The organism is Streptomyces yatensis (genome assembly GCF_018069625.1).
Lineage (GTDB): Bacteria > Actinomycetota > Actinomycetes > Streptomycetales > Streptomycetaceae > Streptomyces > Streptomyces yatensis.
The window spans coordinates 413,687-433,922 of the sequence record NZ_CP072941.1; the positions used below are offsets into that span (position 1 = coordinate 413,687).

At 70.8% G+C, this 20,236-nt stretch carries 16 protein-coding genes; 11 read left to right on the forward strand and 5 right to left on the reverse strand.

The features are described 5' to 3' along the window. Window positions 1-79: 79 nt before the first annotated feature. The 7 genes from J8403_RS01900 (at window position 80) to J8403_RS01930 (ending at window position 7,799) form a co-directional block, all read left to right on the forward strand. Window positions 80-1,474 carry an FAD-binding oxidoreductase gene (locus J8403_RS01900; protein ID WP_211121519.1) on the forward strand — a complete coding sequence of 465 codons (1,395 nt, stop codon included), beginning with the start codon at window positions 80-82 and terminating at the stop codon, window positions 1,472-1,474. Between the two features lie 243 nt (window positions 1,475-1,717). Further along, window positions 1,718-2,449, forward strand: a complete 732-nt coding sequence (locus J8403_RS01905) for a GntR family transcriptional regulator (protein ID WP_211121520.1) — start codon at window positions 1,718-1,720, stop codon at window positions 2,447-2,449. Between the two features lie 142 nt (window positions 2,450-2,591). Beyond that, a complete protein-coding gene (locus tag J8403_RS01910) occupies window positions 2,592-3,668 on the forward strand; it encodes an ABC transporter substrate-binding protein (RefSeq protein WP_211121521.1) in 1,077 nt (358 codons plus the stop codon). After that, window positions 3,665-4,825 carry an ABC transporter ATP-binding protein gene (locus J8403_RS01915; RefSeq protein WP_211121522.1) on the forward strand — a complete coding sequence of 387 codons (1,161 nt, stop codon included), beginning with the start codon at window positions 3,665-3,667 and terminating at the stop codon, window positions 4,823-4,825. The genes J8403_RS01910 and J8403_RS01915 overlap by 4 nt, the downstream gene beginning before the upstream one ends. Then, window positions 4,786-5,709 (forward strand): ABC transporter permease, encoded by a 924-nt coding sequence (locus J8403_RS01920; RefSeq protein WP_211121523.1) that lies wholly within the window; start codon window positions 4,786-4,788, stop codon window positions 5,707-5,709. The genes J8403_RS01915 and J8403_RS01920 overlap by 40 nt, the downstream gene beginning before the upstream one ends. Then, a complete protein-coding gene (locus J8403_RS01925; protein ID WP_211121524.1) occupies window positions 5,706-6,593 on the forward strand; it encodes an ABC transporter permease in 888 nt (295 codons plus the stop codon). The genes J8403_RS01920 and J8403_RS01925 overlap by 4 nt, the downstream gene beginning before the upstream one ends. Before the next feature lie 48 nt (window positions 6,594-6,641). Beyond that, window positions 6,642-7,799 (forward strand): NAD(P)/FAD-dependent oxidoreductase, encoded by a 1,158-nt coding sequence (locus J8403_RS01930; RefSeq protein WP_211121525.1) that lies wholly within the window; start codon window positions 6,642-6,644, stop codon window positions 7,797-7,799. A gap of 141 nt (window positions 7,800-7,940) precedes the next feature. On the opposite strand, the gene J8403_RS01935 is transcribed toward J8403_RS01930, so the two are convergent. The 3 genes from J8403_RS01935 to J8403_RS01945 form a co-directional block, all read right to left on the reverse strand. Next, window positions 7,941-9,155, reverse strand: a complete 1,215-nt coding sequence (locus J8403_RS01935; protein ID WP_211121526.1) for an SGNH/GDSL hydrolase family protein — start codon at window positions 9,153-9,155, stop codon at window positions 7,941-7,943. Beyond that, a complete protein-coding gene (locus tag J8403_RS01940) occupies window positions 9,152-11,575 on the reverse strand; it encodes a glycosyl hydrolase family 95 catalytic domain-containing protein (protein ID WP_246585645.1) in 2,424 nt (807 codons plus the stop codon). Before J8403_RS01940 ends, J8403_RS01935 begins: the two co-directional genes overlap by 4 nt. A 61-nt stretch (window positions 11,576-11,636) precedes the next feature. Continuing rightward, window positions 11,637-13,442 (reverse strand): alpha-galactosidase D, encoded by a 1,806-nt coding sequence (locus J8403_RS01945; RefSeq protein ID WP_425519741.1) that lies wholly within the window; start codon window positions 13,440-13,442, stop codon window positions 11,637-11,639. Here J8403_RS01945 and J8403_RS44690 point away from each other — a divergent pair. Further along, the gene (locus tag J8403_RS44690) at window positions 13,339-13,572 is read left to right on the forward strand and encodes a hypothetical protein (protein ID WP_425519743.1); all 234 of its coding nucleotides are present in this window, start codon (window positions 13,339-13,341) and stop codon (window positions 13,570-13,572) included. The genes J8403_RS01945 and J8403_RS44690 overlap by 104 nt on opposite strands. A 212-nt stretch (window positions 13,573-13,784) precedes the next feature. Here the strand turns inward: J8403_RS44690 and J8403_RS01950 are convergent, their stop codons facing one another. After that, window positions 13,785-14,996, reverse strand: a complete 1,212-nt coding sequence (locus J8403_RS01950; protein ID WP_211121528.1) for an ROK family transcriptional regulator — start codon at window positions 14,994-14,996, stop codon at window positions 13,785-13,787. A 230-nt stretch (window positions 14,997-15,226) separates the two neighbouring features. Between J8403_RS01950 and J8403_RS01955 the strand changes: the two genes are divergently transcribed. Next, window positions 15,227-17,362 carry an alpha-galactosidase gene (locus tag J8403_RS01955; RefSeq protein WP_211121529.1) on the forward strand — a complete coding sequence of 712 codons (2,136 nt, stop codon included), beginning with the start codon at window positions 15,227-15,229 and terminating at the stop codon, window positions 17,360-17,362. Between the two features lie 65 nt (window positions 17,363-17,427). On the opposite strand, the gene J8403_RS01960 is transcribed toward J8403_RS01955, so the two are convergent. Then, a complete protein-coding gene (locus J8403_RS01960) occupies window positions 17,428-18,279 on the reverse strand; it encodes a LysR family transcriptional regulator (protein ID WP_211121530.1) in 852 nt (283 codons plus the stop codon). Window positions 18,280-18,389: 110 nt separating this feature from the next. Here J8403_RS01960 and J8403_RS01965 point away from each other — a divergent pair, with 110 nt between their 5' ends. Together J8403_RS01965 and J8403_RS01970 are read left to right on the forward strand one after the other, a co-directional pair. Beyond that, window positions 18,390-18,875 carry a cupin domain-containing protein gene (locus J8403_RS01965; protein WP_211128038.1) on the forward strand — a complete coding sequence of 162 codons (486 nt, stop codon included), beginning with the start codon at window positions 18,390-18,392 and terminating at the stop codon, window positions 18,873-18,875. After that, complete coding sequence (locus J8403_RS01970; protein WP_211121531.1) at window positions 18,872-19,234, forward strand: DoxX family protein; 363 nt, start codon at window positions 18,872-18,874, stop codon at window positions 19,232-19,234. The genes J8403_RS01965 and J8403_RS01970 overlap by 4 nt, the downstream gene beginning before the upstream one ends. Window positions 19,235-20,236 lie beyond the last annotated feature (1,002 nt).

Consider the following 20,236-nt stretch of genomic DNA (forward strand, 5'->3'; position numbering starts at 1 on the left):
CCTGATGTCCCGCGCTGGGACATGTGCCACCGCGTGGGCTCCGGCTCACGCACATGTTGATGTACCTATGGAGCAAGGCATGACACTCACCCCACAGACCCGGCAGAGGGCGGTAGCGGCGCTGAAGGAGCACCTGCCCGCCGACCGGGTCCTCACCGCGGGTCCCGAGTACGCGGCGGGCACCGCGCTCTGGAACGGCGCGGTCACCTCCCGGCCCGCGATTGTGCTGCGCTGCACATCGACCGCCGAGGTACAGACCGGAGTCCGGACCGCTCGGGAGTTCGGGTTGCCGCTCTCGGTGCGGGGCGGAGGCCACGACTGGGCGGGACGTGCCCTCACCGACCAGGGGCTGACGCTGGATCTGACCCCGATGTCCTCGGTGCATGTCGATGTGGAGGCCCGCCGGGCGACGGTTGCCGGAGGGGCCAGGACGAACCATGTGCTCGCCGCCGCCGACCCGTACGGCATGGTGGCCGCCACCGGCACCATCGGCACCGTGGGCATGGCCGGGCTGACCCTGGGGGGCGGCTACGGCCCGTTGGGCGGCCGATTCGGCCTCGCCGCGGACAACTTGGCGGGTGCCGAGGTCGTGCTGGCCGACGGATCCGTCGTGTGGACCGACGCCGAGCACGAACCGGACCTGTTCTGGGCGCTGCGCGGCGGAGGGGGCAACTTCGGCGTGGTGACGTCCATGGAGATCCGGCTGCATACGGTGTCCACCGTCGTCACCGGGATGGTGCTCTATCCGCTGCGGCAGGCGCCGAAGGTCTTCGCGCGGCTGGAGGAACTGCTCGCGGACTGCCCGGACGAGTTGACGGTGCAGACCGGAATCATCAACGGGCCCGACGGGGCACCGATGGCCATGCTGTGGCCGACCTGGTCCGGCGAACCCGCCGTCGGCACGGATCCATCCGGTCCGGTGCAGCGGCTGACGCGCCTGGGCACCCCCGCGGTGGCCGAGTTCGAGACCGGTTCGTTCGCGACCGCGATAGCCGCACGGGACACGATGTTCCCGGACGGGCGGTACGTCTGCCTCCGTACGCGCTCCCTCCCCCGCCACACCCCCGAGGTGGTGGACGCCCTGGTGCACGGCGCCAAGACGATGACCTCACCCCTGTCGGCCTTCTCGGTGCACCACTTCCACGGAGCGGCCACCCGCGTCCCGTGGGAGGAGACGGCCTTCGCGCTGCGCAAGCCCCACATGATGGCCGAGGTCATCGCCGTGTGGACGCCGGAGACGGACGGCGGGCGGCACGCCGCCTGGGCCGACGCCGCCTCGGCGGCGCTGGAGCCACATGCCTTCGCCGGTGGCTACGGGAACCTGCTGGGGCCCGACGCCACTGACCAGATCCCCCACGTCTTCGGTGGCAACACCGCCCGGCTGCTCGCGGTGAAGGACACCGTCGACCCGGACGGCGTGTTCCAGGGGATTCCCCTGCCGATCCCGGCACCCCGCGCGCTGAGCCACAGGTGACGTAGGACCCGGGGCCCCGGGTCCCACCCCCACGGCCCGGACGGTCGACCGTCCGGGACCCTTGTGGAGCTGATCCAGCCTCCGGGTGCGGGTGCCAACAGCTGACGAGGGGTTTCGAGGCACGTCAACGCCGCGTCGCGGAGACGTTTCCCGCCGTGGCCCGGCGAGGAGGACGCGTTACGGCCCTACGTCATATCCATCCAACGTATTGACATAGCAATTGGTTGAGATCACTCTCTTCGCATGGCCGAACGTGACCTCCCGCTGTACGAGCAGATCCGCAGGGAGCTGGAGGGAAACATCCGGGACGGCCGGTGGGCACCCGGGACCCGGGTGCCCACCGAAGCCGAGCTCGGAGAACAGTTCAGCGTCTCGCGCATCACCGTGCAGCGCGCGCTGCGCGACCTCGCGGACGCCGGGCTGGTCGTCCGGTACCGCAGGCACGGCACGTTCGTCGCACAGACCACCGATGAGGAAAACCTGCTCCGCTCCGCGGGCGTGCTGACCAGCGGGCCGGAAACCCACGGCGACCACCGGGTGATCAGCGCCAAGGTCCTGCCCGCGGGCGGCGCGGCCCTGCGGCTGCCCGGCCTGGACGACAACGACGCCGTCGTACAACTCGACCGCCACAAGCTGAGCGCAGACGGCAGCCGCGTGACCGGCACGGAGCTCGCCGTGCTGCCCTTCCGGTTCGCCCCCGACCTGCTGGACCAGGACCTGGTCACCATCACGAGCCATATGTACCTCCGCGACCGCGGAGTGCCCCTGCAACGCTCACGGCTCTACGTGGAGCCGTACGCCCTGGACGAGGAGCACGCCGAGCTCTTCGGCCTGAAACCGGGTACCGCGGTCTTCCGCTGGCTGCGCGTCACCTGGGCGGAGAACGACGAGGTGGTCGAACACCTCGAAATCATCCTGCCGACCGACACTTCCCGCTTCTACGTGGAGACCTCGCTCCCCGGCCCGCTCGGCTGACCCCGTTCGCCTCCGTATCCCTCTCTCTTTCCTCGTCCCCTCGCGCACCGCGCGACGCCCGGATCCCCCATCGCTTCACCCTCCCTCCCGCCTCCTCCGGTCGCGGGAACGGCACTTCCATCCCTCATCGCAGGAGGTAGCCATGGATTCCCCCCGATCAGCCCTGCCCGCCCTGTGTGCCGTGTCCAGTGCCCTCGCGCTCACCGTCGCCCTCACCGGCTGCGGCTCTCCCAACCCCGCCGCCGGCGGCGGCGGGGGCGCCTTGGTGGTGGCCGGCTACGGCGGCTCGTTCGAGACGGCGTTCCGCGACTCGGTACTGCCCGCGTTCGAGAAGAGCTGCGGCTGCAAGGTCACCTATATCCCCGGCTCGTCCACGGACACCGTCGCCAAGCTCAAGGCGCAGCGCGCCAACCCGCAGATCGACGTCGCGCTGGTCGACGACGGTCCCCAGACGCAGGCGCAGGAGGCCGGGCTGCTCGCGTCGGTCGACACCAAGGTGGTGCCGGTGGACGAGGTGGTGCCGATCGCCCGGATGGAGAACAACTCGGGGGTGGGATTCGGGCTGACGGCCACGGGTATCGCCTACAACCCCGAGTGGTTCGAGGACCACGGCATCCCCAAGCCCACCACCTGGGAGGACCTGGCCAACCCCAAGCTCAAGGACAAGGTGGTCCTTCCGTCGATCACCAACACCTACGGGGTGGGGCTGCTGGTCGGCGCGTCCAAGGCGAACGGCGGCTCGGAGAAGGACGTCGACCCCGGCCTCACGGCGGTCAAGAAGATCGCCAAGAACGCGGCGACGTTCGACACCACCGCCGATGTGTCCAACTACTTCCTCCAGGGCCAGGCCGCCGCCTCGGTGTGGGGGGTGTCGCGGACCTCGACACTCGCGGAGAAGGACTTCCCGATCGAGTTCGCCTACCCGAAGGACGGTGCCATCGGCCTGGTGACCACGGCGAACGTGGTGAAGCAGGCACCGCATGAGGAGGTGGCCCAGAAGTTCGTCGCCCATCTGCTGGAGCCGTCCGTCCAGCGGGCGCTGGCCAAGGCGACCTACGACGGCTCGGTGGTCCAGGGCGTCAAGGAGGACCCCGCCCTGAAGGACAAGGTCGTCAGCGCCGACAAGGTGGACTCCCTGCTGAGGCTCGACTGGAAGACCATCAACAAGAACCGCTCCGCCTGGACCGACCAGTGGAACAAGCAGGTGGAGAGCAAGTGACCGCGGGGACGGAAACCGTGGGCACGAAGGCCGCGCCGGACGCCGCCGCACGGGCCGGAACCACCCGCGGGCGGCTGGTCCTCCAGGGGATCCACAAGGCCCTGGGCGGCAAGGAGGTCGTACGCGGTATCGACCTGACGATGGAGCCCGGGGAGTTCCTCACCCTGCTCGGTCCGTCGGGGTGTGGCAAGAGCACCACGCTGAACATGGTGGCGGGCCATCTGCTGCCGGACTCCGGCGTGGTGGAGGTGGACGGGCGGGACATCACCCATCTCCCCGCGAACCGGCGGGCCATGGGCATGGTCTTCCAGTCCTATGCCCTGTTCCCCCATATGACGGTGGCGGAGAACATCGCGTTCGGCCTGCGGATGCGCAAGGTCGGGGCCGCCCAGCGCAGGCGCAGGGCGACCGAGGCCCTGGAGCTGGTGGGGCTCGACGGCATGGGCGAGCGCTATCCGCGCCAGCTCTCCGGCGGGCAGCGCCAGCGCACGGCCCTGGCCAGGGCGCTGATCGTGGAACCCGATCTGCTGCTGCTCGACGAGCCGTTCTCCAACCTCGACGCCCAGCTCAGGGTGCGACTGCGCGAGGAGGTCGCCGCCCTCCAGCGCCGGGTGGGCACCACCACCATTCTGGTCACCCACGATCAGGACGAGGCGCTCGCGGTGTCGGACCGGATCGCGGTGATGGCCGAGGGGACGATCCATCAGCTGGACGCCCCCGAGACCGTGTATCTGCGTCCGGCCACGGACTTCGTGGCGCAGTTCGTCGGCGAGGTCAATGTGCTCGACGGGATCGCGGCGGGGGCGGCCGCCGAAGGGCACCGCTGCCGGATCGGTGACACCCATCTCCTCACGGCGACACCGGTCGGCGCCGCGCCGGGCGACGGCGAGGCGGTACGGCTCTATGTGCGGCCGGAGGCCGTGCGGGTGCTGGCCGTATCCGAGGGCGTGCCACCGGCCGGTACGGCGGCGCGGCCGGGGCTTCCCGGCACCGTCGAGGCCACCCGTTTCCTCGGCACCCGCATCCGCTGCGTCGTGGCCACGGCGGCGGGACGTGTCGAGGCCACACTGCCGTTCGGTTCCGAGGTGCCCAGGCTGGGCGAGGAGGTGATCTGCGCATGGCAGCCACAGCACGCATCGCTGACGGCCCGGCCCTGAGGCCCGACGACTCCGCGCCGGCCCCGAAGGTTCCCCGGCAGGTCACGGCGCGCGGCCCCTGGCGCACCGGACTGCTGCTGGCCTCCCCCGCCATCGCCGTGCTCGCCCTGCTCTTCATCGCACCGCTGTTCATGCTGGTGTACAACAGCTTCCGCACCCAGGCGGGCGATCCCACACTGCGGAACTACACACGGTTCCTCGGGGACTCCTTCTACCGGGACGTGCTGTGGCACACCCTGTGGATCGGTGCGCTGACCACTCTCGGCTGCCTCGTCGTGGGCTACCCGTTCGCCGTCTATCTGCGCGGACGCTCGCCCCGGGCACGCAACTACCTGTCCCTCGTACTGCTGTCGCCACTGCTCATCTCCATGGTGACCAGGGCGTACGGGTGGCTGGTGCTGCTCGGGCCGAAGGGGCCGATCGCGGACGGGTTCCACGCCGTGGGCCTGGAGGCGCCGAAGATGCTGTACAACGACACCGCGGTCGTCGTCGGCATGGTGCATGTGATGCTCGCCTATATGGTGCTCCCCCTGATGGGCAGCCTGGACCGGATCGACCCGGCGCTCACGCCCGCGGCCAAGGGCCTGGGGGCGAGCGGCTGGACCTGCTTCTGGCGGATCACCGTCCCGCTGTCCTTGCCGGGGATGCTCGCCGGTTCGCTGATCGTGTTCAGCCTGACCGTCTCCAGCTTCGTCACCCCGGCGATTCTGGGCGGGCCCACCGTGAAGCTGATGCCGTACTTCGTCTACACCGAGGCGACGTCCAACCTGAACTGGCCGTACGCGGCGGCCATCGGCTTCGTGCTGATCGTGGTCACGACGATTCTGACGGCCGTGTACGCCCGGCTGCTGCGCGGGCGTGGCGGCAAGGAGGTGTTCGCGTGAACACGGCGAAGGCAACCACCGCATCGGCGACGAACGAGGCGGCCGGCGGGGCCGGGGACAAGCCGGTCGCCGTGGGTGTGGGCGAGCGCGCGAGGCGCCTGCTCGGGGCCGCGTTCGCCGCCCTCGTCGGGCTGTTCCTGCTGGCGCCCGTGCTGGTGACCATCGCCTCGTCGCTCACCACGACCAGCTATGTCACCTTCCCGCCCAAGGGGCTGACCCTGCACTGGTACGCGGAGCTGCTGAACCGCCCCGAGTTCCTGGACTCCTTCCTGCTCAGCATCGGCGTGGCGGCGGGGGCGGCCGTGGTGTCCACGGCGCTCGGGCTCGCGGCGGGGCTGGCCATCCACCGCTACCCGTTCCCGGGGAAGTCGGTGCTGGACAGGGTGTTCTCGAGCGCGTTCGCCGTGCCGACGATCGTGCTCGGCATCGGGCTGCTCCAGTGGTACGCCCAGCTCGGCATGGCCTCCAGCCCGCTCACCCTGCTGCTGGCGCATCTGGTGCTGACCGTCCCGTACACGGTGCGCCTGGTCCTGGCCGGTCTCGCCGGGCTCGACCGCTCGGCGGAGCTGGCGGCCGCCGGTCTGGGTGCGAAGGCGCCGCAGGTGTTCTGGCATGTGACGCTGCCCGCCGTGCGCGGTCCGCTGATCGCGGGGGCGTTCTTCGCCCTGATCACGTCCTTCGACGACCTGACGATCGCGCTGTTCGTGGTGACCACGGACATGCAGACCCTGCCGGTGCGGATCTTCAACTACCTCCAGTACAACTACGACCCGACCGTGACCGCCGTCGGCACCGTGATGGTGCTCTTCGCCGCGGTGGCCGTCGTCATCATCGAGCGCGTCGTCGGCGTCGCTCATCTCTTCGGGGCCGATCCCGAGCGGTGACCCCGTCCAGTGACCTCGTGTAGTGACCCCGTGCCAAGGAGGATTCCCGTGCGAGTTGTGGTCATCGGAGCCGGAGTGGTGGGCGCGGCCGTGGCGGCGGAACTGGCCGCTCGCGGCGCCCGGGTCACCGTGCTCGAGGCGGATCACCCCGGAGCGGGCACCACCGCGAACTCGTTCGCCTGGATCAACAGCGCGAACAAGGAGCCCGAGCCGTACTTCGCGCTCAACCACGCCGGTATGCGCGCTCACGACGCGTTGGCCGGGGACGGCGCGCCGTGGTTCTTCCCCACCGGAAACCTGGAGTGGGCGGTGACGGACCGCCACAAGGAGGTGCTGGCCGGGCGGGTGGCGCGGCTGACGGCCAGGGACTACCCGGTGGAGTGGATCACCGCGCAACAGGCCGGGAAGCTGGAACCGGACCTCGCGGCGACACCGTCGGACGCCGTGTTCGCCTTCTTCCCCGAGGAGGCGTACACACTGCCCGTGCTGCTGCTGTCCCGGCTGCTGGGCGGGGCCAGGGACCGGGGCGTGACGGTGGTCGGCGGCGCCAGGGTGACCGCGATCGAGCACGGCCCGGCGGGAACGGCCGTGATCTGCGCCGACGGCGGCCGCTACGTGGCGGACACGGTGGTGAGCTGCGCGGGCCGGTGGACACAGGGCGTGGCCGCGCTGGCCGGTGCGCACGTCCCCATGGCCGACCCGGATCTCGCGGGCTCGGCGACGGTCGGCTTCCTCGCCACCACCGCACCGACGGCCGCACGCCTGTCCCGCGTGCTGACCGGCCCGCGGCTCAATGTCCGCCCCGACGGCGGTGGCCGTCTGCTCCTCCAGGCCCTGGACCTGGACGCGGCCGCGGACCCCGCCACGCCGTACCCGCCCGACGGCGAGATCGCCACCGACATGCTGGCCCGTCTGCCCGGGGTGCTGAACGCCGCCGAGGGCACCGTCGTGGAGAAGGTCCGGGTCGGTCAACGCGCCATGCCGGGCGACGGTTTCACGGTGGCGGGCTTCCCCGCCACCGACGTTCCGTTCTACGTGGTGGCGACCCACAGCGGCATCACCCTGGCCCCGCTGCTCGGCCGCCTGGTCGCGGACGAGCTCCACGGCCATGAGTCCCCCCTGCTGAGGGACTTCCGGCCGGGCCGCTTCACCTCGGGCGAGGTGCTGCCCCCGCCCCCTGCGGCACGGCGCCCGGGCGAGCAGTGAGACGGGCGCGCCGGTCCTCCGCGAGGGCAGTGGCATGACCGGCGCGTTCCATCGAGCCGGGTGGCCGGGCGCGGCGTTCCACCAGCCGCGCCCGGCAGCCCACCGGCGCCGTGTTGAGCCGGTGAGGCCGCCGGCGCGTGGTCAGGCCGTGGAGCGCGGGCCGTCGGCGCAGTCGAGTGCCGTCAGGTCGATGGCGTCGGCCATCGCCTGCATCCCCTTGTCGTTGGGGTGCAGATGGTCGCCGTTGTCGAGGAACGGCAGCACCCGCTCGGGGTCGTAGGGGCTGCGCAGGACGCGGTCGAAGTCGGTGACCGCGTCGAACTCGCCGCTGCCGCGGACGAAGGCGTTGACGCCCTGACGTACCGACTCGGCGGCCGCGTCCCATTCGGACCAGCCCTTGAAGGGGCCCACGGTGGCGCCGACCACGCACTTCCCGGCCGCGTGCGCCCGCGCGATGATCTGGCGGTAGCCGTCGATCATGTCCGCGGCGGTGACACCGGTGTGTGCCTTGATGTCGTTGACGCCCTCGAAGAGGAACACGGTCCGCACACCCGGGAGGGACAGGACATCGCGGTCGAGCCGGTTCAGGGCGCTCTGACCGGCGCCGTCGGCGAGGACCTTGTTGCCGGAGATCCCCTCGTTCGCCACTCCCCTGACGTCGGAGGCCGCCGTCCGCAACCGGCGCGCGAGGTAGTCGGGCCAGCGGCGGTTGAGGTCGGTGGTGGACTGCCAGCCGTCGGTGATGGAGTCGCCGAGCGCCACCACGGCACCGGTGGCGGCGGACGTGCGGACGGTGGCGGCGTCGAGGTAGAACCAGGAGCCGGTGGTCTCCGTCCAGTGGGTGGCGCTCTCCTCTCCCGTGTGATCGCCCTGGGTCGTGTACGACGTCTGCATCGCCATCCCGTGCCCCGTGGCCGGACCGGCGGCGTCGGGGGTGTGGAGGCTGACGACCAGGTTGGTCTCGGCGGGCAGGCTGCCGGGCAGGGCGTCGCTGAGCACGGTCCCGCCCGCCGGAATGGTGACGGTGTGCGCGCCGCCGAACGTCAGCCGCCGGTTGCTGCCCGGCCGCAGCTCGGCACCCGACCTCTGGACGCCGGTGTAGACGCTGTCGAGGGTCAGCGGCCGGTCGCCGAAGGCGTTGGAGAGACGGATGCGCAGCTCGCTCCCGCCGACGCTGGTGTGCACGACCATCCGGTAGCCGCGGTCCGGCGTCCCGTCCCCCAGGCGATCCGCGCTCGCCGCCCAGGTGACGACGTCGTGCCGGCCGCCCGCCGCCTCGGCGGGGGTGGCCTGGAGGGCGGCGGCCGCGAGCAGTGCGGCGGCCGCGCCGCCGAAGGCGGCGCGGCGGGCCGTCATCGGGCGAATCCGTTCAGCGTGTGGGACTCGCCGGGCGCCAGGCGGATCGTACGGGAGGTGCCGCCGTGGGTCACCGTCGTGGTGCGGCCGCCGACGCTGTGGAGCCGGACCGACGTCGGCACCCCCTGCTCCCAGCGCAGATCGACGACGAAGCCGCCCCGCGCGGCCAGCCCCGTCACCGAGCCGGACGCGGCCCAGGCCTCGGGCAGGGCGGGAAGCAGCTCCAGGTGGCCGGGGCGGGAGTAGAGCAACATCTCGCTGATGGCGGCCGGGGTGCCGAAGTTGGCGTCGATCTGGAAGATGCCACGGCCCTTCTCGACCTCATAGATGTCGAAGAGGTTGAACGCGGTGCCGTTGCTGCCGTCGATGGAGGGGCGGAGGTTGTTGGCGATGAGCTGGTACGCCTTGTCGGCGTTCTTCAGCCGCGCCCAGCACAGGGCGCGCCAGGCGTTGGCCCAGCCGAAGCTGTTCATGCCGCGCGCGGTGAGCAGGGCGGTGGCCCCGTCCACGATCTCCTGGGGAGTGGAGCCGTCGGGGCGGATCCGGTCGCCGGGGAACAGACCGATCAGGACGGACAGATGGCGGTGGGTCGTCTCGCCGAGGTTGTCGGGGGACATCCACTCCTGGAGCCACCCGGTCTTCGGGCTCACCTCCGGCAGGTACAGCTTCTTGCGCAGCGAGCTGATCGTGTCGGCGTAGCCGCCGTCCTTCTTCAGCTCGGCGGCCGCGGCGGCGAAGTTGCCGAACAGCGCCCACACCAGCTCCTGGGAATAAGTATTGCCCTTGGCGTCCTGCGGGCCGTGTTCGGGCGACCAGTCGCGGTCGTCGATCAGCACCTCCTTGGAGGTGCCGGGGAGGGTGGTGGTGATCAGCCGCGCCTCCCAGAACTCACAGGCGCCCTTGAGCAGCGGGTAGATCTTCGCCAGATACTCCCGCGACTGGGTGTACTCGTAGTGCTCGTACAGGCTGTTGCTCAGCCAGGCGTTGCCCGCGGGATGCCACCACCAGCCGCTGCCGCCGTGGACGTTGGTGGAGAAGGCCACGGCCCAGCCGCCGATCTTCCCGGTGGAGTTGCGGTAGCGGTTGCGCGGGTCGTTGAAGAGGTCGTGGGTGAGCTCGGTCCAGGACGGGAGCTGGGCGAGGCAGTAGTCGGCGAAGGCGTCGAAGCACGGGGACAGGCCCGCCCGGTCGGCCATCCAGTAGTTCATCTGGATGTTGATGTCGGTGTGGTAGTCGCCCATCCAGTCCGGGTCGTTGCCGTCCAGCCACAGGCCCTGGAGGTTCAGGGGCAGGCTGTCGCGCGAGCCGGAAATCATCAGGTAGCGGCTGTACTGGAGGTAGGCGGCCTCCAGTTCGGGGTCGGGCACACCGTCCCGGGCGCGTGCCGTGAGGCGCTCCCAGGTGTCCAGGGATCGCTGGGCGTCCGTGGAGGTGCCGAGTGAGAGGGCGAACTTCTCGTACAGGCCGCGGTAGTCGGCGACATGGGTGCGCCGCAGGGTGTCCGCGGAGTGCCGGGCGGCGTCGCGGACCTTGGTGCGGGCCAGCTTCTCGGGGTCGAGGGAGGGGTCGCGGTATTCGCGCTCGGCGTCGGGCACATAGTTGGTGCCGCCGCTGACCACCACCGTGAGGTCCTTGCAGCCGGAGAAGTCGATGCGTGTGCCGTTGACGCGGACCCGGCCGCCGCTGCCGTAGGCCGTGACCGCCGCGCCGTACCGCAGGCCGCCCGGGAAGGTCGCGCCGAACGACTCGGCGTTCGACGGCTTTTCGCCGTGGGTGCCCCCCAGGGTGATGGTGCCGGTGTAGTGGCCGCCGCCGCTCTGTGTGAAGTGCAGGACGATGGCGTCGTCGGGGTGGCTGGCGAAGACCTGGCGCCGGTAGGTGACACCGGAGCGGACGTAGGAGCTGGTGACCAGTCCCTGTGCGAGGTCGAGGGAGCGGCGGTAGTCGTTGACGCCGGACAGGTCGTGGTCGGGGATGTCCACGGTGAGCCGGGCGAGCAGGGTGAAGGAACCGAAGTCACCCCGGCCGTAGGGGAATTGGCCATCGGCGTCGAGGGTGTCGTTGAGGCCGCCGGTCCACATCGTGGCGTCGGTGATCAGCAGGAGTTCGCGGCCGGGGTCGTTGCTCGCGAGGGCGCCGAGGCGGCCGTTGCCGACCGGCAGGCCCTGCTCGATCAGGGAACCCTCGTCGCCGGGGGCCTGCCACCACAGCTGGTCGTGCGAGGTGCCGGTGAGCGGCGGGGGGTCGGCCGGGCGCCGGGGCGCGGCGGAGGCGGTGAAGGCGGGCAGGCCGCCGAGGGCGGCGGTGAGTCCGGCCGTCGCCGCGAGCGACAGCGCGGTTCGTCTGCTGGGGTCACTTCCGGGGGCTCTACCGGGCTCTCTGCCGGGGTCACTGCCGGCGTCGGTCGGGCGGGGGTTCATGGCGGCTCCAGGCGGCTGAGATCGGCGCGCGGGGCCCGGCCGGGGCCGGGCCCCCGCGGGTTCAGGAGGACTTCGGTACGTCGATCCGGTCGATGTCCGGCGCGTAGCCGGAACCGCTGTCGAAGGTGATGGTGTTGGAGCCCGCCTTCAGCGCCACCGGTACGTGGACACTGCTGACGGTGGACCAGTCGCCGGTCGAGGGGAAGGCGTGGCTCGTGGCGCCCCCGCCGTTGGCCGAGACGGCGACGGAGCGGGCGTCGCCGCTGACGTAGGCGACCTTGATCTGGTAGGTGCCGGCCTTGTCGACGACCACGTTGTTGAAGGTCAGCTTGCCGCCGGTGTAGAGGTTGCCCACCTTGTGGCCGTCGGAGCAGGCCGGGCAGTCGGCGACGGAGGCGTTGCCACTGAGGGTGTTCGCGGACGACTCGGCCTCGATGCCGGTCCAGGTGAGCGCGTCGCCGCGCGGGGTGACCGTGAAGAGGCGGGAGCCGTGGGCGGGCAGGGCCTGGGTGATCTTGTCACTGTGGCTGCCGAGGCTCTCGTGGTTCCACAGATCCCGGACGGCGGCCTTGCCCGTGAAGCCGAGCGTCGACCAGTCGGCGGTCACCGAGGCGGGCTTGTCGGCGAGGTTGAACAGGGCGACCGTGTAGGTGCCGTCGCTGTTCCTCGCGGCCCACACCTGCTGCGGGTCGGACGGGGTGACCGGCTTCGCGGGCGCGTTGCCGCTCTGGTTGACGGCGATGACCTCGCGGTTGGTCAGCAGGGACAGGCCGTAGGAATCCAGCCGGGTCAGGTCGTCGCCGGTGTAGAGCGGGGACTTGGCGATGGCCCACAACGTGGCGTAGCTCTGTCGCTCGGCCTTGGTCAGGCCGTCCATCTCGCCGTTGCCCACGTCGAGGGAGTCGAGGTCGTTCCAGCCGCCGGGACCGGCGTGCCGGGTCCAGGCGGGGGCGTCACTCCAGCGGTCGTCCACGGAGTTCTCCCAGCTGACGAGCGTGTTGCAGTAGCACTCGACGTCGGTGTCGATGCGCCAGCCGTTGGAGTACTTCTTCCAGTCGGCGGCGTGTCCGATGTCCAGGGACCAGGACAGCTCCAGGTGAATGGGGCGACCGGTGGCGGCGATCGCCTTCTGCCAGGCGGCCACGTCGGCGACGTTGTTGTAGTTGTCGCCGCTCTTGAAGGAGCCCGGACCCACACCGTCGAGCTTGAGGAAGTCATAGCCCCAGTCTGCGAACATCCGCGCCTGGGAGTCGATGTACTTCTGGGCGCAGGGATGGGAGAAATCAATCTTGTACGCGCTGTCCCAGCCGTTGGTGGTGCGCAGGTCGTCGTAGACGATGTCGGCGGTGGTGCACCCCTCGGCCTTCCAGATCGGCACCTTGCCCCCGCCGTACGCCTCCTTCTCCAGGCCGACGGGCAGGTAGATACCGGCCTTGAGACCCTTGGAGTGGATATGGTCGGCGACCGCCTTCATGCCACTGGGGAAGCGCACCGGATCGGCCTTCTGCCGGCCGTACTCGTCGAACTCCGGCGTCCACGCGTAGTCGCGCCACCAGCCCGCGTCGATGTTGACGTACTCGTAGCCGTACTTCTTCAGCTTGGCGGCCATGGCGTCGGTCTGCTTGAGGACGTTCGCCTCGGTGAGGTAGCTGTAGTCGCCGTTCGGGTTGAGGCCCGGGTACTTCGATGACTGCATGCTCCAACTGGTCCAGCCCATATAGGGCTTGGCGGCGGCAGCGGCGGGGCCCGCCGGGGCTGCCGGGGTGGCCTTGTTGTCGCCGGGCTGTGCCTGTGCCGCCGGGACGGCGGTGGCGAAGCCCGCGGCGAGGGCCATGACGACGACGGTTCTCAGACCGCGTACGGGCATGAGGGGATACGAGGATGACCGCATGGGTCCTGCCTTCTGGAGGTGTGGTCCGGGGAAGGGGGTGGCGGGGGGACGCGGCGGGTCCGGGGAGACGGCGGCGGGGGCTCGGCCTTGCCCGAACCGAGGGTGAGTGCGCCGGTGAACGGGCGCCGGGGCAGGCGACGTAGTGGATTCGCGGCCGTTCGGGGAACGACAGCGCGATCGGGGCGGGGACGGGCGGCCGGACGAAGACCGGCGGGGCGATCAGCGGCGGGGGGTGGCGACCGCGTGGGAGCGGCGGTCGCCGCGTCCGCGACGGGAGCGGGAGCGGGTCGCGGAGGGCACGGTGTTTCTCGGTCCGGTTCAGGCGTGCTGCGTCATGGCTGCTCCTCGGATGTGCTGGTTCGCGTCCGACCTGATGAAGGACTGGATGGCGGTGGCCGCGGCGCCACGGGCCCATTCGTCGAAGGGCAGCGGCCGGGTCCGCACATCGCACCGCGCCGCGGAGCCGAAGGCCGCCGCGGCGAAGGCGGCACGGATGTGGTCGGCGAACAGGTCGTAGGCGGCCAGGCCCTCGCCGGAGATGATCACGCGTTCGGGGCCGAGCAGATTGGCCACGGTGGCGATGCCACGGCCGATGGCGTCGCCCGCCCGTGCGTAGATCTCCCGTGCGCCGGCGACGCCGTCGTGGGCCAGCCCGGCGGCCTGGACCGCGTCGGCCACCTGGACCCCCGTGGCCGCGCGCATCTGACGGACGATGGCGTCGTCGCTCGCGATGGCCTCCACACAGCCGCGGTTGCCGCAGTGGCAGCGGGGGCCCGCCGGGTCGACGGTGACGTGGCCGATCTCGCCGGCCACGCCGTGGGCCCCGGCGACCACCCTGCCGTGGACCACGAGGCCGCAGCCGATGCCCGCGCCGACCGTCACGACGGCGAAGCCGGACAGTCCCACGCCCGCCCCGAACCACTGCTCGGCCACGGTCAGCGCGCGCACGTCGTTGTCGACGGTGACCGGCAGCCCCGTGGTCATGGCGGCGAGTTCGGCGAGCGGGACATCGCGCCATTCCAGGAAGGGCGAGTAGCGCACGACGCCCTCGGCGCGGTCCACGTCACCGGAGACCGCCATGCCCAGACCCGCGACGCGCACACCGAGGCCGTCCGCCTCGATGAGCAGTTCCCGTACGAGTTCGGTGGCCGACCCCAGCACCGCCTTGGGGTCCCGGGCGGCGAGGGGCATGTGGCGGGCCACCAGGATCCGGCAGCACAGGTCGGTGAGCACACCGATGATCTTGTCTCCGGTCACCTTGACCCCGATGAACAGCGCACGGCCGCCGTCCACCCGCACCAGGTTCGCGGGCCGCCCGAGCGCCGGGCGCGCGTCCTCGTCCACGTCCTCCACCAGGTAGCCGGCCTCGATCAGGGGACGGACCGCCTTGGTGACGGCCGCGGCCGACAGCCCCGCCCGCCGGGCCACTTCCATACGGGTGAGCGGGCCCTGGGACAGGACCGTGGTGAAGATCTGCGCGGCGGCCGACGTGTTCGCGGGGAACGACTCGACGGCAGGGGGCGAGGACATGGCCGGGAACCTAGGCTCCTTATTTTCCGCTGTCAATGAAAGAAGCAGGAATCTCCTGAGGATTGCCTGTGAGCCCCGATCCAGGCTCCAAAGCCAGCCACACACGGGGTGTTGACATGCGATCGAAGGTCTCGTTGGCTTACGAGGCGATCCTCGTCCCCGTCACCGAGCGCCCCGCATCCGCGGGCGGCACCCGCCGCTCCCCCGTCGTCTCCCGAACGTGAGGCCCGATGCCGACGATCTCCCATGCCCCGGACACCGGGGTCTGGCTGCTGACCACTCCCCGTACGTCATACGCCCTGCGCATCGACGATACGGGCGCGCCCTGCCACCTCGCCTGGGGGCCGCGGCTGACGCTGCCGGAGGCGGAGGAGCTGGCCGTGCCCGCCGGGGAGGCGCCGAGCAGCTTCGAGGGACGGCCCCCGGTGGGCGAGGAGTTGCCGGTCGACGGCGGCACCCGCTACGGCACGCCCTCCCTCCAGGTGCGCTACGCGGACGGCTCCCGCGGCTTCGAGTGGCAGCCGACCGGACACCGCCTGCGCAGGCCGTCCGACGGTGTCCATGAACTCTCGCTGGAATTCCGCGACCGCCACTACCCGCTGCGCGTCGCCCTCCACTACAGGGTGCGGGACGACACGGATGTCATCGAGCGCTGGACGGTGCTGAGCAACGACGGCGACGAGCACCTCAGCCTGGTCCGGGCCGACTCGGCCGCCTGGTCCCTGCCGGCGACGGCCGACTACCGGCTCAGTCATGTCACCGGCCAGTGGTCCGCGGAGAGCCAGCTGCGCCGCGAACACCTGCCGTACGGGGAGACCGTGCTGACCAGCCGGCGTGGCATCACCAGCCACCACGCCGCTCCCTGGGTGATGGTGGACGCGGGCGACGCGACCGAGGAGCACGGCCGGGTGTTCGGCGCGGCCCTCGCCTGGAGCGGGAGCTGGCGCCTCACCGTCCAGCGCACACCGGACGGACGCGCCGGGTTCTCCGGCGGCGTCGGCCACGAGGGCACCTGCGTGCCGCTCGCGCCGGGCGAGGAATTCACCACGCCCGCGTTCGCCGGGCTGTTCACGGACGGCGGGTTCGGCGCGGCGAGCCGGGCCTGGCACGCCTACACGCTCAACCACGTCCTGCCGCACGGGCACGAGGTGGCGCCCGTGCTGTACAACTCCTGGGAGGCCACCGGCTTCGACGTGGCCGAGGCGAACCAGAAGGCGCTGGCCGAGCGGGCAGCGGCCCTGGGCGTGGAGCTGTACGTCGTCGACGACGGCTGGTTCGGGGCCCGGCGCGGCGACCACGCGGGGCTCGGCGACTGGACCCCCGCCCAGGACCGCTTCCCCGAGGGCCTCGGCCCCCTGGCCGACACGGTGCACCGCCTGGGCATGCGCTTCGGCATCTGGGTGGAGCCGGAGATGGTCAACCCCGACAGCGACCTCTACCGCGCGCACCCCGACTGGGTCCTGCACACCCCCGGCCGGGCCCGCAGCGAACTGCGCAACCAGCTCGTGCTGAACTTCGCCCGCGACGACGTCGCCGACTGGGCCTACGGCTGGCTGACCCGGCTGGTCGCGGACCATGGCATCGACTTCCTCAAGTGGGACATGAACCGCGCCTTCAGCGAGGCCGGCTGGCCCGGCCCCCCGGACGGCAACGACCGGCTGTGGACGGGCTATGTGGCCAATCTGTACGGCGTCCTCGACCGGCTGCGGGCCGACCATGCCGGGCTGCGCATCGAGACGTGCAGCGGCGGTGGCGGACGCGTCGATCTGGGCATCCTCACCCGTACGGACCAGGCGTGGGTGTCGGACAACACCGACGCGGTCGACCGCCTGGTCATCCAGCACGGCTTCGGTCAACTCCACCCGGCGCGCACGATGTCCGCCTGGGTGACGGACGTGCCCCACCAACTCACCTCCCGCACCGTGCCGTTGCGGTTCCGCTTCCACGTGGCCATGTGCGGGCTGCTGGGCATCGGCGGCGATCTGGCCCGCTGGTCGGAGGAGGAACTCGCCGAGGGCGCCGAGCTGGTGGCCGAATACAAGCGGGTGCGCCACCTCGTCCAGTACGGCGCCCTGTACCGGCTGTCCGGGCCGCACGGCGAGTCGCCGACCGTGGTGCAGTACGCCGCCGAGGACGGCGCCGAGACGCTGGTACTGGCCTGGCAGCGCGGCCCGCGCCACGGAGTCCCGCGGCTGCCGGTGCGGCTGCGTGGGCTCACCCCCGGCGCCCGCTACCGCGACACCCGCACCGGTGAGGTGCACCATGCCACCGTGCTCGCCGCGTACGGATTCCATCCGGACCTCCGGCCCGGCGACTGGGCCAGTACAACCGTACACCTGGTCAGGGTGGAGCAGGACGACGCCTGACACCGCCGGTGTGCCGTACCGGCCCTAGTTGTGCTGTCCGGAGAGGTTGGTGACCCGCCGGTGAGTCAGTGGCGGTAGGCGGCGATGGCGATCTGGACGAAGGAGCGGATCAGTGGATTCGTGTCGTCCCCGTTCCACGCCGCCACCACACGGCTCGGGGGCATGTCGATCAGCGGCACCACGGTGAGCCCCGCCGCCGGTTCGTGGCCCACGAGGGTCATGCCGACCGTGCCGTTCCACAGAACGGCCTGCAGGCATTCCTGGACGCCGCGCACCACCGGGCCCTGACGAGGCTCCCCGCCGTTCCAGTACGACTGCCAGAGGGGGTCGGTGCCCTCCGGGAACCGGAACCAGCGGCGGTCGGCGAGGTCGGCCAGTTTCAGGCTGTCGCGGCGGGCCAGCGGATCGTCGGTGCGCAGCAGCGCGCCCACCGGGTCGGTGCGCAACTCGTGCACGGTCAGGCCGGTCTCGTCGAACGGCCCGCGGGTCAGGGCGATGTCGACCAGCCCGGCGTGCAGCCCGCAGGTGGGATCGGTCAGGTCGGTCTCGCGGATGTGCACCTCGACGCCCGGGTGCCGCCGGTTGTAGGCGCCGGCCAGCCGGGTCGCGGCCGGGTCGGCGCTGTCGGCCAGGAGGCCCACGGTGACGGTGGCGGCGCCGGCCGCGGCGGCGACGCGCACGCGTACCCGGTCGGCCTGGTCGAGCAGGGCGCGCGCCTCGTCCAGCAGCACCGCCCCCACCGGAGTGAGCGCGACGCCGGCTGACGACCGGCGAAGCAGCGCGGCACCGAGTTCGGTCTCCAGCTGCTTGATCGCCCGGCTCAGCGGCGGCTGGCTCATATGCAGCCGAACGGCCGCCCGGCCGAAGTGGAGTTCCTCGGCGACCGCCACGAAATAGCGCAGTGTCCGTAGCTCCATGGTGGAACGATACCCGTACGGTATCGACAGCACAGCATGGGTCTTGGACAGTCGCCGCGCCCTGGCACTGGAATCGACGCGTGACTGATGAACCGAAGACCAGCGAACCGATGGCCGACCCCGCCGTATCGGTGGTCGGCCCGGACGACGGCGAGACGATCGTCCTGGGCACCACACGACTGCGCATCCTCGAAGACGGCCGTAACACCGGGCACCGCCTCGGCATCGCCGAATCCGTCCTCGCGCCGCACACCCCCGGACCGCCGCAACACCGCCACGCCGAGCACGACGAGGGTTTCTACGTCATCTCCGGCACGGTGCGGTTCACGGTCGGGGAACAGGACTACGACGCGACCGCGGGCACGCTCGTGATGGTGCCTCCCGGCGCCCCGCACACCTTCGCCAACACGACCGACCAACCGGCGGTCATGCTCAGCACCTTCACACCGGACCTGTATGTGCGGTACTTCCGGGAGCTGCAGGACATGATCGCCGGCGGCCAGGCGCTGACCCCGCAGGCGAACATTCAGGTGATGCGCCGTTACGCCACCGAGCCCGCCACCGACTTCGATCAGCGGACGGAGCCGGCATCGTGAACGTCGCCTATTGGATCGTCGCCGGCCTGCTCGCTCTCTTCTACCTCTACGGGGGCGGGGTGAAGGTGGTCCGGAGCCGTGAGCGGCTCCGGCCGATGATGGCCTGGGTGGACACCACGCCGATGCCGGCCGTCCGGGCCATCGGGGTGATCGAAGTGCTCGGCGCGATCGGGCTGATCCTCCCGCCGCTGACCGGCATCGCGCCCTGGCTGGCCCTGGCCGCGGCCATCGGGTTCGTGGTCCTCCAACTCGGCGCGACCAGGGTCCATCTGAGCCGCGGAGACCGTCAGATCACTCTCAACTTCACGCTGCTCATCGCCGCGGCCGTGGCCATCTGGCCGGCGACGACATGGCTGTGACTCCGGGCGAGGTCGGCCGACGATGAGCCGTGCCGCGGCGCTCGCATAACGCCGCCGCGCCGCAATTGGGCCGGGTATTGGACGGCGGCCCGCACCGGCAGGATCGGAGGTTCCGCTATCAGAACGCCCTCAGAGATCGGGCCCGCGGCCGGAGATTTTCATATTTCTGAACAGCCAGAACAGTGGTGCGAATAACACAAATTTCACCCTCGTTGTGCGTCCGAACCCTACAGATAAACACTATCCTCGATCCGGTCGTTGACTGGGCGGAGGCCGGAACAGCGACGCTGCCCGCAGATCCGCGGGGTCAACGATGAAGAAGAGCAGGCGTGGTTCTCCACGTCTGGTGAGGGCCGCCGCCCCTGCTCCAACTGCCAGGAAGGGAGGGGCGGCGGTTTCCGGCCATGGCGGTCTTTGTTCCTCGCTTCATCCACACCGCTCCCATTGAATTTGCATTCGCGATCTCATCGTTGCGTTGAGCATGGATGGTCCGCCCGGGCAATCACTTAGCCGACCTGCAGGAAACTGCCAAACCGAGCGACAATGAGTGGGCATCGGACAGACTGCCCGTACCCCCTCGAACCACGACGCGAATAGGCCGGCCGGTCGGCCTCGTGACCTGAAAGCCCCGCCGAAGCGCCCTTGTTCACGCACCTGGCGTGGGGCCTACGCGGAAATCTTCCGCTGATGCGCGGGTAGGTCCGGCTTTGGTGCTTCGCCATCGCCGGGAGTGTGGCGTTGGCCATACCTACGGGAGCTCAACTGGCGCGTTAAGTGAATTTACCCGCGCTCCCTATCGCAAACTTGCGACATACCCGCCGGTAAGTTCAGCCGCTATGGTCGGCAATGGGAGATAAGTCCCTCAATGTCCTCTGCGCGAAGCGGCATTGTAGAGCCCCCCTCCGACAGACACCGGCTGACGCCGGGTCAGCGGTTACTGCGGGTTTAGTTGCGTATGGGGACGTGGCTGCGTTAACTACACGACACCTGTCGACGAGCAGG

Excerpts from the sequence above, each read along its gene's own strand:
- J8403_RS01900 (WP_211121519.1), top strand. The coding sequence starts at position 80 with ATGACACTCACCCCACAGACCCGGCAGAGGGCGGTAGCGGCGCTGAAG.
- J8403_RS01905 (WP_211121520.1), top strand. The coding sequence starts at position 1,718 with ATGGCCGAACGTGACCTCCCGCTGTACGAGCAGATCCGCAGGGAGCTG.
- J8403_RS01910 (WP_211121521.1), top strand. The coding sequence starts at position 2,592 with ATGGATTCCCCCCGATCAGCCCTGCCCGCCCTGTGTGCCGTGTCCAGT.
- J8403_RS01920 (WP_211121523.1), top strand. The coding sequence starts at position 4,786 with ATGGCAGCCACAGCACGCATCGCTGACGGCCCGGCCCTGAGGCCCGAC.
- J8403_RS01935 (WP_211121526.1), bottom strand. The coding sequence starts at position 9,155 with ATGACGGCCCGCCGCGCCGCCTTCGGCGGCGCGGCCGCCGCACTGCTC.
- J8403_RS01940 (WP_246585645.1), bottom strand. The coding sequence starts at position 11,575 with ATGAACCCCCGCCCGACCGACGCCGGCAGTGACCCCGGCAGAGAGCCC.
- J8403_RS01945 (WP_425519741.1), bottom strand. The coding sequence starts at position 13,442 with ATGCCCGTACGCGGTCTGAGAACCGTCGTCGTCATGGCCCTCGCCGCG.
- J8403_RS01950 (WP_211121528.1), bottom strand. The coding sequence starts at position 14,996 with ATGTCCTCGCCCCCTGCCGTCGAGTCGTTCCCCGCGAACACGTCGGCC.
- J8403_RS01955 (WP_211121529.1), top strand. The coding sequence starts at position 15,227 with ATGCCGACGATCTCCCATGCCCCGGACACCGGGGTCTGGCTGCTGACC.
- J8403_RS01960 (WP_211121530.1), bottom strand. The coding sequence starts at position 18,279 with ATGGAGCTACGGACACTGCGCTATTTCGTGGCGGTCGCCGAGGAACTC.
- J8403_RS01965 (WP_211128038.1), top strand. The coding sequence starts at position 18,390 with ATGGCCGACCCCGCCGTATCGGTGGTCGGCCCGGACGACGGCGAGACG.